The sequence below is a fragment of the Streptomyces tamarix genome (assembly GCF_032423885.1).
Classification (GTDB): Bacteria; Actinomycetota; Actinomycetes; order Streptomycetales; family Streptomycetaceae; genus Streptomyces; species Streptomyces tamarix.
Map to the genome: position 1 here is coordinate 1 of NZ_JAWCTQ010000077.1, position 11,952 is coordinate 11,952.

Consider the following 11,952-nt stretch of genomic DNA (forward strand, 5'->3'; position numbering starts at 1 on the left):
CGGCTCACCCACGACGGCGCGCTGCGGACGGCACGGCGGCCGGGCATGCGCGGGGGCACGGCGGCCGGGCCCCGGAGTCCGGGAACCGCACCCCGGCGGACGCGGGCACGAGCGGGCCCGTCCGGACCCCGATGACCCGTACCACGCCGGCACGGCCTGCCCGAACCCTCCCGGAAGAGCGCCGCCCCGTTCCGCCCGCCGGGCCGGGTCTGCGCCACCCGCGCCCACGGCACCTCCTCCACCGCGCACGTCGCGATCAGCCGGCCGTACGGTGCGGCCTCGGGCCGGCCGGGCCCGCCGCCCCCGAAGCACACCGCGAGGCCGGGACCGGCACCCTCCCGCGTCCACCGCCCGGCCCTGCCGGGCCGGCCCCCGTCCTCGCCCGGACCGCCACCCCGGCCCCGCGGCCGACGCCCTCGTCCGGCCCCCGCGGAACGGGCAGCCCGTCCGAACCCAAGCCGCCGACGCGACCCGGCCCCACGGCGGCCGGACGACGGCCCCCGCCGGCCCGGAACACGGGCCACCGCGCCGGCCGCGCACCCGTGGGCCGCCCCTCCACCGACATCCCACCGCGGCTTCCTCCCACCGGTTCCGCCGAACTCCCGCCCGGAGAGCGCCCCCCTCTCTACAGTGGTCCGGTGCGCGGCTTCGTGGCGGGAGGTCTGTGATGGGCGGGGACGACCGGCAGTCGGGTGACGGACAGGTCGGCGGGCCGTACTCCAGTCCGGGCGACCCGGGAAACCCCGTGCCCGCGCCGGACGACAGCCCTGAAGACGACTAGGGGTCCCGGCGCGTCATGCCAGTGACCCCCCAGAGCCTGCGCGAGCGGTGCGCGCGGGAGATGAGCCGTTCTCCCCGCGGCTTCGCCGGTTGCGACTGGCTCTACGAGGCGTTCCTCACGGTGCCCCGCGAGCACTTCGTGCCGGACCGGGTGTGGTGGCCCGCCCCGGGACCCGACGGCCGCTATCCGCTGATCGACCGTGCCGTGACCCCCCGGGCGTGGCTGAAGGCCGCCTACCGCCCCGGCGCCGCCCTCATCACCCAGATCGACGACGGTGCCGTGCCGCCCACCGGGCCGGCCACCGGAGCGTTCACCTCCAGCATCTCCTCGCCCGGCGTCATCGTCGAACTGCTGCGCCACCTCGCTCCCGAGCCCGGCCACACGGTCCTGGAAATCGGGACGGGAACGGGATACACCACCGCCCTTCTCGCGCGCCGGGCCGGCGACACGCACCTGACCACGATCGAAATCGACACGGGGATGTCCGGCCGCGCCCGCCGCCGGCTCCACGCCCTGGGCCTCGCGCCCCGCGTCGTCTGCGGGGACGGCGAACAGGGCTACCCCGAAGGCGGCCCCTACGACCGCATCGTGTCCACCGCCTCCGTACGGACCATCCCCCCGGCCTGGGTCAGCCAGCTCAGGCCCGGCGGCGTCCTGCTCACCCCCCTCGACAGCCCCTACGGCTGCGACCTGCTGGTCCGCCTCGTCGCCGACCGCCCCGGCCACGCCAAGGGCACCGCGGTGGCCCCCGTGGAGTTCATGCGCGTACGCAGTCAGCGCTCCCCGCGCGCCTACACCGACCTCGGCTGGCCCCCCGGCGGCCCGGACGGCGTGCCGTGGGACACCCTTGAGGTGGAGGCCGACCGCACGGGCCAGCGCATCACCGCCGTTCCCACCCCGCCGGAGAGGAACTCCTGACGCCGTCCGCCATGTCGGGGGCTTCTGCCCGATCCCGCACCGGGGCCTCCGCGAAGCGCGCCCGTACGGGGGTGGGCGCGGGGCCGCCGGGCACCGCTCCTTCCTTGAGCACCCACCCGCGGGGCCCGGCTCGACGGTTCGGGCCGGGCCCTCGCCGACGGCGGGCCGCCCGCGGGGCGGCGGCCCGCGGACCGGTGTCGTCCCCGGGTGGTCGACCCCCCTGCCCCAAGGGCGGTCGTCACCCCCGCTCCCCGGGGGTGAGGGGCGGACTCGTACGCTCCTGGCCGTGGCCGACGTCTACGAGTTCCAGCTGACACTCGATCTGCCGGACTCCCTCCCGCCGCAGGACCTCGCCCTGCTCCGGTGGCACCTGGGGGAGGAGGGCGGTCGGCAGGGGGAGTACGAGTACCCCCTGTGGGACACCAGGGGGCCGGCGCGGCGGATCGGGGGCGTCCTGGTCGGGGAGTTGGGTTCCGACGCGTGGGGGTGGGCGCTGACCGTGCGGCAGGAGGTGCACCCCGACGATTTCGACGACCTGCGCAGGATCGTGCTGTGGCTCGGTGCGCGGACGACGAGTGTGGGCGCCATCGGGTACCTCCGCTTCTACGAGGACCACGTGCCCGACGTCCTGATCGCACGGGCCGGATCCGTGCGCTGCGCGACCTTGCAGGTGGAACGGGTCATCGAATCGGAGGCCGAGGTGCTCCCCGACCCCTACGCGTGAACCGCGCAGGTCATGCCTCCGACGCCGTGGACGTACGCGGCGCCCTTGCGCGCCCCGGCCGTCGGCGCCGCCGCGCCGGCTCCGCCCGTGCTCGGCGCGGTGCCTCGATCCGGCCGGGCTCCGGGCCCGGTACCGCGGCCGTTTCGTCGTCCGGTCCCGGGTGCCCCGCCCCCTGGTGCCGGGGCCGAGGCCGGCGGACGGCCGCCGCCGAGCGGCCGAGCCCGCCGTACGGCGCCTGCCGCAAACCCCTGCAACGCGGCCACGGGAAGGTGGGGGACCCACGGGGGAAGCGGGGCCGCCGGCTGCCCGGTCCCCGCGGGAAGCGGAGTGGGCAGGACCGGTCAGCAGGTGAGCACCCATTGGTCTTCAGACTGAGCAACGGCCCCGGCCATCGTGGCCTTTGACGGACGACAACGTTCAAGGAGGCTTCGGATGCCCGGACAAGACGTGATCGTGATCGGAGCGGGCCCCATCGGCTTGGCGACGGCGATGTCGCTGGCGGGGGAAGGGCTGGGCGTCACCGTTCTGGAACGCGACGGCGAGGACTTCGCCGCGGGCCCGGACGCCGCGGCACGGGCGTGGCGGGAGTGGCGGAGACCTGGCGTGTCCCAGTTCCGCCAGCCGCACATCCTGCTGCCCGCGGGCACGGCCGTGCTGCGCGCACGGCTGCCGCGGGTGACAGCCGAACTGGAGGAGTCGGGCGCCCTGCGGTGCAACATCGTCGCGGGCGCCTGGGGACTGCCGGAGATCGGCGGGCGTCGCCCCGGTGACGAGCGCTACGACACGCTCACCGCGCGCCGTCCGGTGCTGGAAGCCGCCTTCGCCGCGGCCGCCGCGGCGACGCCGGGGGTGAGCGTCCGCCGGAACACCGAGGTGACCGGCCTGCTGACCGGAACCGAGCGGATCACAGGCCGCCCCCACGTCACCGGCGTCGTGACGCGGGACGGCGAGGAACTCCGCGCCTCCCTGATCGTGGACGCGGGCGGACGGAACTCCCCGGTGGGCGCACTCCTCGCACGGCTCGGCGGGCCGCCGCCGGTGAGCGAACGGGCCGAGGCGGGGTTCGTCTACTACGCGCGGACCTTCCGCGGCGCCGACGGCACACCACCCGCTCAGGCCGCCTGGCCGCTCGTCCACCACGAGACCGTGTCCACCATCGTGATCCCCGGGGACCACGGCACCTGGTCGCTGTGCCTGGTCGTCTCCGGCCGGGACCACGCGCTCAAGGCGCTGCGCGACACGGCGGTCTGGCAGCGGGCCGCGGCGGTGCTGCCGGAGCTGGCCGGCAGGACGGACGGTGAACCGATCACCGGGGTCCAGGTGATGGCGGGCCTGCACAGCAGGATCCGCCGGACGGTCGTCGAGGGACGGCCGGTGGTCACCGGGCTGCTGCACGTCGGGGACGCCTGGGCGGCCACCGACCCCCAGTTCGGACTCGGCCTGTCCATGGGGCTGGCGCACGCGGCCTCACTCGGCGACGCCGTGGCGAAGACCGGCCCGCAGGACACCGTCGAACTGGCGCTGCGGTTCGACGAGATCACCGAGCAGACGGTCGCCCCCGTCCACCGGCGGCTGCGCGAATGGGACCGGCACCGGTTCGCCGAGATCGACGCCGCCATCGCCGGACGCCGGTACGAGACGGACGACCCCGGCTGGAACCTCACCAACGCCCTGGACCAGGCCAAGCTCTCCGACCCCGACGTGCTGCGTGCGATGGCCGGGGTGGCCTGCATGCTGGACACGCCCGAGCACGCCTTCGCGGCGCCGGGGCTGCTGGACAAGGTCGGTGCCACGGGCGGCGGGACGGCCTGGAGCCGGCCCGCCCCGACGCGGGCGGAGGTGCTGGCGGCCGTGGGAGCCGCGTAGCCCCGGGGCCGTGGGCGCTCCCCAGCCCGGCGCGGGCACGGGCGACCACCTCGGTGCCGTCTTCGACCCTGCCACCGCCGGGGCCGCCGGGGCCGCCGGGGCCGCCGGGGCCGCCGGGGCCGCCGGGGCCGCCGGGGGCGACAGGGGCGGGCGCGGCCGTGGGGTTTCCCGGGCCCTTCGGGGGAGGAGGCCCGTCACCGACGCCGGGCGTGCCGCTGTCGTACGACTCGACCGGTGGGAACGGGCTCGTCGTCACGGGGCGTTCCCGCCGCCTTCGTCCGCCCCGGGGCCGGGGCCACCGCATGACCTCGTGGGGGACCCGGCTGTCCACCGCGGTGCTTCGGGGTGGAGTGGGTCATGCCGAGGTGCCGCTGCGCCGCGCGTAGGCGCGGGCGGCGCGGGCGCGGTCACCGCAGCGCGTGGAGCACCAGTGGCGCCGGCCGTGGGTGCGCAGGAGGAAGCGGTCGCAGGGGGCGGAGCCGCAGACCGCGAGAAGGTCGGCGTCCGGGCCGGTGATCAGGTCGGCGGAGTCGGCGGCGAGGGTCGCCAGCGCGTGGTTCACGGCCTGGTCGGTGGGGTGGGCGTGGACGCGGCGCGGGCCCTGCGGACCGTCCCAGGCCAGCAGGGGCGCCGTGGGCACGGCCGTGAGCGCCTTGTTCACCGCCCGCAGGGACTGCTCGGGCGGGGTGGTGCCCGCGACGCGGGCGGCGAACAGGGCGCGGATGTGACCGCGCAGGGTGCGCATCCGCTGCGCGCACACCTCGTACAGCCGCACGTCGGGCGGGGTCAGGGCGTGCGTGGCGAGCCAGTGCATGGCCGAGTCGGGGGCTGCGAGCAGGTCGTAGCTCTGGTCGCCGGGCAGGGTCGCGGTGGTGTCGGCGAAGTCCAGGGAGGCGTGCCGGTCGGCACCCGGAGCCGGGGGCAGAGCGGCCTGCGTGATGTCGGCAGCCACGATCTCTTCCATGCCCTCATGGTATCGCTTGCTTTTTTCCGTGACACCCGCCTAGCCTGGCCTCACGGAAAACACACAGTTAAACCGTGAGAAGTGAGGAATGGCGAGTATGTCTCAGCACAGCGTCGAGCAGGTCCCGGTCCGCACGTTCGGCGGCCCCACCGCCCTCTTCGAGTACGGCGGTCTGCGGTTCCTGACCGACCCGACCTTCGACGGCCCCGGCGACTACGCCTCGCCCGGACCGACCCTGGTGAAGACGGCTCCCTCCACCGCCACCCCCGCCGACCTCGGCCGCATCGACGTGGTCCTGCTCTCGCACGACGAGCACGCCGACAACCTCGACCACTCCGGCCGGGCCCTGCTCGCCGACGTCCCGCTCACCCTGACCACCCCCGACGGCGGCCGGCGCCTCGGGGAGAAGGCCAAGGGCCTGGCCGACTGGGAGTCCGTCGAGCTGGACCGCCCCGGCGGCGGCACGGTGACCGTGACCGGCGTGCCGGCCGTCCACGGCCCCGGGACGCGTGAGGAGGTCGAGCGGATAGCCGGCCAGGTCGTCGGCTTCGTCCTGACCGGCGAGGGCCTGCCCACCGTCTACGTCAGCGGCGACAACGCCTCCCTGGACGCCGTCAGGGAGATCGCCGAGCGCTTCGCCCCGGTGGACACCGCCGTCCTCTTCGCCGGAGCGCCCCGCTTCCCCATGATCTTCGACGGCGAACTGATCGTCCTGGACAGCGCCCAGGCCGCCGAGGCCACTCGGATCCTCGGCGCCCGCCGTGTCGTTCCGGTCCACCACGACAGCTGGGCCCACTTCACCGAAGGGCGCGACGAGTTGGAGGCCGCCTTCGCCGCTGCCGGCCTGGCCGACCGCCTGGACGGGGACTGGCGCCGGCGCGCCTGAGCCGGCCACCAGGAACGATCACGGTCCCGCGGGCGGTACCCCCGCGGCGGGACACCCCTGCCCGCTCCTCCTGGTGGGGCCCGGCGTGAGATCGGGCCCCCGGCCGGTTCGAGGGCGGCGGGGGCCGCGTCCGGGACCTGGGCGTCGCGTTCACCGACATCGACTGCGTCGAGGTGGATTCCTGAGGGGAGCGCGGGCGCGGCGGACGTCGTTTCCTGCGACGGGGTGCTCCAGCCGGCGGAGCCGAGCGTCGTGGGTGGCGGAACGGCTGGTGACGACGGCGTGGGGCGCGTGTGACCTCCTCGGTCGCCTACGGGGCGCGCTGGGCCCCTCCCGCATCGACCGGCAGGGATGTGCCGACGATCCGGACGGGTTTGCCCTTGGGCAAGCGGTGGACGGGCCGTGTCGGCGTGTGCCGCTCCGCGACGGTCCAGGCGCATGATCGGATCGGACCGCAACGATCGGGTACGGCCGGAGTGCCTGCTGCCAGGGTTGGAGTCGAAAAGGAGGCCCCATGATCTCGGCACTCAACCAACTCGTCGATCTCGTCGAGGAGCACCTCGCCGAGGAGATCGACGTCGACGGGTTGGCCGGGGCGCTCGGCACGACCGAGTACCACCTGCGCCGGATGTTCTCGTCGTTGGCCGGTATGCCGCTGTCGGAGTACGTGCGGCGGCGGCGCATGACCGTTGCCGCCGCCGACGTCGTCCGGGGCGCGGGGGATCTGCTGGGCATCGCCGTCCGGTACGGATACGGCTCGAGCGAGGCGTTCGGACGCGCGTTCCGAGCCGTCCACGGCGCCGGCCCCAGTGACGTGCGCCGTGATGGAGGCCCCTTGCGCACGCAACCGCAGCTCAGGTTCCGCCTGACCGTCGAAGGGAGCATCCCCATGGAAACCCGCCTCGTCGGCCGCCCCGCATTCCGGCTGGTCGGACACGCAATCCGGGTCCCGCTCGTTCATCAGGGCGTCAATCCGCACATCCAGGAGCACATCGCCGCACTGCCGCAGGAGGAGCACCTGCGGCTGAAGGCCCTCAGCGACACCGAACCCGAGGGCTTGTTGCAGGTCAGCGACGACCTCGATCCCGACGGCAGGGAGGGCAGCGAACTGACCTACCTGCACGGAGTCGCCCTCAGCCGGGACACGCCGGTCCCGGACGGGCTCGACGTCATCGAGGTGCCGGCTGGAATGTGGGCCGTCTTCCGTACCAGCGGACCGCATCCGCAGGCCCTGCAGACGACCTGGGCGGCGACCGCGACCGAGTGGTTCCCCTCCAACCCGTGGCGGCTGCGGCCGGGTCCCTCGATCGTCGCGGTCCTCGAACACGCGGACAATTTCACCACCGCGACCTGTGAGCTGTGGCTTCCCGTCGAACCAGCGTGACGCACCGTCGACCGGCGAACGCGGTCGAGCGCTCGGGGTGACGGAACCCGCCCGCTCAAGCGCTCAGTCGCAGGACCCGTGACCGCGTGCCTCGTCCGGAGAGCGGGCGGGGCGGATGGCGAGGCCCGCCGGCAGGAGCGCTCGGACACAAAACCCTCACGAACGCCACCTTCGCTCTGTCTTCTCTGCTTTCAGTCAAACAGTGCGAAAAGCGTCAGGGTGCCGCCACCGATGGCTATTCCGGCATGAAATGCACCTCATGGTGAGTAGATGCGCATTTTGGACAGGAGGGGAAACCGTGACCTGTGACGGTCCTCCGCCTCCCTCCGCCCCGCCTCCAGGGAAAGGTCTGGGTCCCATCGGTCCAACTCGACCCTGAGGCGGCGAGCCCGAGAGGTGTGCAACGAGAAACGCTCTCGATACGTGAGGCAGCTGCCTCGCGGGAGACGGGTCCTACCCGGCGGCGCCCTTCGCCGGGGTGCTCCGGGCCGCCCGCGAGGCGGGACCGCACCTGGTGCACCACGCCGGGGAGACGGCCGGCCCGGCCAGTGTCCGGGAAGCGCTGACGGCGGGGCGCGCGGAGCGGATCGGCCACGGCATCCGGGTGCTGAAGGATCCGGAGCTGGTGGCCGAGCTGCGCAGACGCCGCGTGCCGCTGGAGGTCCGCCCCTCCTCCAACGTCCTGCTCGGGCTGGTGCCGTCGCTGGCGGAGCACCCGCTGCCGCGTCTGGTCGAGGCCGGGCTGACGGCCACCCTGAACACGGACGGGGAGACGTCGCTGACGGCGGAGTACCAGCGCACCCGGGAGACCTTCGGGTACAGCGACGCCCAACTGGCGCACCTGGCCCGCGCCTCCACCGAGAGCAGCTTCGCTCCCGAAGCATGGAAAACGCAGGTCAGCGCTGAGATCGACCGATGGCTGAGCAGATGAGGGGCACGGCACCGGCGGGGACCCGCGGCCGGCCCACGCCGGAGGCGGGCGCCGGACCGGCTGGTGCCGACGGCGGCCTCGTGCCGCTCGCGGTGGACCGCCCGGTGGCACCGGGGGCCGCGGTATCCGGCGGGTCGACCGTACGCGGCGACCCGGCCCGGGGCGGGTGCCGTCGGCCGCGCCCGGCCCGGTTCACCGGCCGCTCGGCCCTCTATCATTGGGCTGCCCATCACTCGGCCGGGGTCGCCGTCGCCGCGATCGACACCTCCGACGAGACCCTGGGCGAGGGGTGTGCCGGCGGCGTCCACCGGGGCGCTGCCCCCGGCCGCCGCCCGCATCGCGCGGACCGGCCGGCGGCGTCGCCCTCGGCCCCCGTAGGATCGGCGCCGCCGCCCGAACCGCCCTCGCCCTCCACGGCGTCCGGAACGGAAGACGCCGAGGGGCTCACCGGTAAGCACGGCCGCTTCACCGCGCATCCATGGGGGCGCCTCACGAGTCTCATGAGGCGGCGGCTTCCTCACATGGCCGTACAGCAGCTGCAATCGGAGAATCCAACTTGAAAATCGGTATGAAGAACAGGCGCTACGTGACGGTGGCCTGTGTTACCGCAGGATCCATCCTGACGGGCGGGGCGTTCATAGCTCCGGCGCACGCCGCCACCCCGAAGGTGCCCACCATCGTCGCCAAGGGCGGCTTCGTCATGAACAACGGAACCGGAACGGCCCTCTACACGAAGGCCGCGGACACCCGGCTTTCCACCGGTTCCACAGCCAAGATCATGACGGCCCAGGTGGTGCTCTCGCAGAAGAACCTCAACCTCGACAGGAAGGTCACGATCCAGAAGGCGTACAGCGACTACATCGTTTCGAAGAACGCCTCGTCGGCCCGTCTGATCGTCGGGGACAAGGTGACGGTGCGGCAGCTTCTGTACGGGCTGATGCTCCCGTCCGGCTGCGACGCCGCGTACGCCCTGGCCGACACCTACGGCAGCGGCTCCACGCGGTCGGCGCGCGTGAAGTCGTTCATCAGCAAGATGAACGACTCCGCCAAGCGCCTCGGCCTGAAGAACACGCACTTCGACTCCTTCGACGGAATAGGCAACGGGGCGAACTACTCGACGCCGCGCGACCTGACGAAGCTCGCCAGCAACGCGATGAAGAACTCCACGTTCCGCACCATCGTGAAGACGAAGTCCACCACGCAGAAGGTCACGATGAAGAGCGGTGGCTACCGCAACATGTCGTGGACCAACACCAACAAGCTGCTCAGCAGCTACTCGGGTGCCATCGGCGTGAAGACCGGCTCCGGGCCGGTGGCGAAGTACTGCCTGGTCTTCGCCGCCACGCGGGGCGGCAAGACGGTCATCGGCACGGTCCTCGCCTCCTCCTCCGAGGCCAACCGCACCGCGGACGCCACCAAGCTGCTGGACTACGGCTTCAAGAAGTAACACGGCCGGGATCCCACGGGCGTGGGGCCGTTCACGACCTTCCGGTCGCGAACGGCCCCACGTCGTTTGCCGACCCGCTGCCGGTGTCCGCGATCCGGCACCCGGGCCGGCGCCCGAAGCCCGCCGCGTGGCCGTCCGGCGCGGACCCCGATGCGCCGGGCCGCGGCCGTCGCCGTCGACGGGGACCGGGCGGTGAGGCCGCACGAGGTCCACGAACGCCCACCGCGGCAAACCCCTTCCGCCACCCGGGTGACAATGCCCGCATGGTACTGATCAAGAAGAAGCTCAGAACGGTCGTCGCCGCACTGGCCCTGGGCGCCTTGGTGGCGTCACCGGCTGCGGGCGCCGAGCCCGCCCCCGCGGTGACCACGGGCCCCGTGTTCAACGACCCGACGGGCGACACAACCGCCGAACTCCGCATCCTGCGCCACCTGGTACAGCTCGTCGACGGAGCCGAACCGCAGTCGACGATCCGGGTGTCCCTGTACCTGTACCAGTCGCAGTGGATGACCGACAGGCTGGCCGCCGCGCACAAGAGGGGCGTCACCGTCCAGGTGGTCGTCGACCACGACAGCGCCTCCACGGCGCTGGAGAACCTGAAGAGCCAGCTGGCGTCGCCGGGCGGTACGGACTCCTGGGTACGCACCTGCAAGAGAAGCGAAGCCTGTCTCGCCAAGGACCCGGGCACCACGGCCGCCGACCCGGACGGCACCTACGACAACGTCAACCACAACAAGTTCTTCCTGTTCTCCCGCACCAAGGGCACCGGCACCGTCCCGGTGGACGACGTGGTCGTGCAGTCCTCCGGCAACCTGACTTCGTCCGACGTCACGTCCTGGTGGAACGACGCGATGACGGTGGCCGGCAACAAGGAACTGTTCGACGCGTACACGAAGTACTTCGACGACCAGGCGGCGGCCGCCGCCGGGCAGAGGCCGCAGGTCGACGACTACCCGTACGACGTCCAGGCGGGCAAGGCCAAGGTGTACTTCTTCCCGCGGGCGGACACCGACGTGATCGTCAACATCCTCAAGACGGTGGCCCCGGCCGGCACCGAGAACCCCTGCGCCGGCAACACCCCGCGCTCCGCGACCTCCCCGGGCTTCGGCACCTCCGACGGCCGGACGAGGATCCGGATCGCCCAGGGCCACATCACCCGCCCCGAGGTGGCCGAACAGCTGTGGGCACTCGCCGACGCGGGCTGCCACATCGACATCGTCTACCGCAAGCTCGACAACTGGCCCCTCAGCCAGACGGCGCGGACGCGGGTGGCGGACTGGCTGACCAGGCCGACGGCGAAGGGCCGCATCGTCCTGCACCAGCTCCACAACGACGAGCGCGGCGGCACGGGGAGCCACACCAAGTACCTGCTGATCGAGGGGACGTACCACGGCGGCGTCGACAAGAAGATCGTCTTCACCGGCAGCCACACGTACACCCTGACGGCGCTGCGGTACAACGACGAGACGCTCCTCAAGTACGAGGACCCCGCGGTCTTCGACGCCTATCTGGCGAACTTCGAGGCGCAGCGGGCGGCGGCGGAGTCGGAGGGCCTGTAGCGGGGCCCGGACGGGACGCGGATCGTGCCGACGGACACCGAACGCTCCCGCGTCACTCCTCACGGAAGCGCCCCGCCGCCCGGACAGCCCGCCGTGGCCCCCGTACGGGCGGACGGCCGGGCGGATCGGGCCCCGGACCCGCCCGGCGTACGGCCGCCCCGTGCGCGTCCCGGCGGGCAGCGCACCTCGTCCGCTCCGGCCGGGCTCTGGTGCGTGCGGGCCGCACCTGCCGCACCGGGGGCGGTCCGCGGCACCGGACCGCGGCGGCCCGGGCGGCGAGCGGCAGGTGGCCGGGGTGGCGCGGCACGGGGCCGTCGTGCCGTGGCCGCGGGCGGGCCGGTGACGAGGCGGTACCTGGTGTGGACGGGCACGCACGGGGCCGCGGGTGTCCGGGCCAGGGGGCAGGGTTCAGCCGCGGGTGACGGCCTGTTCGATGAGGGCGACGGTGGTGCGGGGGTCGTCGACCTCGATGACGAGGCGGTCGTAGGTCTC

General features: G+C 73.5%; 9 protein-coding genes and 1 pseudogene. 8 read left to right on the plus strand and 2 right to left on the minus strand.

Going from position 1 to position 11,952, the window contains the following annotated elements; genetic code table 11:
* Window positions 1–524, minus strand: a pseudogene (locus RND61_RS31860) (hypothetical protein); the annotation flags it as partial.
* A 272-nt stretch (window positions 525–796) separates the two neighbouring features.
* Here RND61_RS31860 and RND61_RS31865 point away from each other — a divergent pair.
* The 3 genes from RND61_RS31865 (at window position 797) to RND61_RS31875 (ending at window position 4,289) form a co-directional block, all read left to right on the plus strand.
* A complete protein-coding gene (locus RND61_RS31865; protein ID WP_315881652.1) occupies window positions 797–1,699 on the plus strand; it encodes a methyltransferase domain-containing protein in 903 nt (300 codons plus the stop codon).
* Window positions 1,700–1,985: 286 nt separating this feature from the next.
* Window positions 1,986–2,423 (plus strand): hypothetical protein, encoded by a 438-nt coding sequence (locus RND61_RS31870; protein WP_315881653.1) that lies wholly within the window; start codon window positions 1,986–1,988, stop codon window positions 2,421–2,423.
* Window positions 2,424–2,855: 432 nt separating this feature from the next.
* The gene (locus tag RND61_RS31875; RefSeq protein ID WP_315881654.1) at window positions 2,856–4,289 is read left to right on the plus strand and encodes an FAD-dependent oxidoreductase; all 1,434 of its coding nucleotides are present in this window, start codon (window positions 2,856–2,858) and stop codon (window positions 4,287–4,289) included.
* Window positions 4,290–4,644: 355 nt separating this feature from the next.
* Here RND61_RS31875 and RND61_RS31880 read toward each other — a convergent pair whose 3' ends face one another.
* Entirely contained in the window at window positions 4,645–5,253 is a 609-nt protein-coding gene (locus RND61_RS31880; RefSeq protein WP_315881655.1) for a CGNR zinc finger domain-containing protein, read from the minus strand.
* A 97-nt stretch (window positions 5,254–5,350) separates the two neighbouring features.
* Here RND61_RS31880 and RND61_RS31885 point away from each other — a divergent pair, with 97 nt between their 5' ends.
* From RND61_RS31885 to RND61_RS31905, 5 genes are all read left to right on the plus strand, one after another.
* Window positions 5,351–6,139 (plus strand): MBL fold metallo-hydrolase, encoded by a 789-nt coding sequence (locus RND61_RS31885; protein WP_391654579.1) that lies wholly within the window; start codon window positions 5,351–5,353, stop codon window positions 6,137–6,139.
* Between the two features lie 514 nt (window positions 6,140–6,653).
* A complete protein-coding gene (locus RND61_RS31890; RefSeq protein WP_315881657.1) occupies window positions 6,654–7,523 on the plus strand; it encodes an AraC family transcriptional regulator in 870 nt (289 codons plus the stop codon).
* 478 nt (window positions 7,524–8,001) lie between these two features.
* Complete coding sequence (locus RND61_RS31895; RefSeq protein ID WP_315881658.1) at window positions 8,002–8,454, plus strand: adenosine deaminase family protein; 453 nt, start codon at window positions 8,002–8,004, stop codon at window positions 8,452–8,454.
* A 568-nt stretch (window positions 8,455–9,022) separates the two neighbouring features.
* Window positions 9,023–9,901, plus strand: a complete 879-nt coding sequence (locus RND61_RS31900; protein ID WP_315881659.1) for a D-alanyl-D-alanine carboxypeptidase family protein — start codon at window positions 9,023–9,025, stop codon at window positions 9,899–9,901.
* A 263-nt stretch (window positions 9,902–10,164) separates the two neighbouring features.
* Window positions 10,165–11,460, plus strand: coding sequence for a phospholipase D-like domain-containing protein (locus RND61_RS31905; protein ID WP_315881660.1), 1,296 nt, complete (start codon window positions 10,165–10,167; stop codon window positions 11,458–11,460).
* Window positions 11,461–11,952 lie beyond the last annotated feature (492 nt).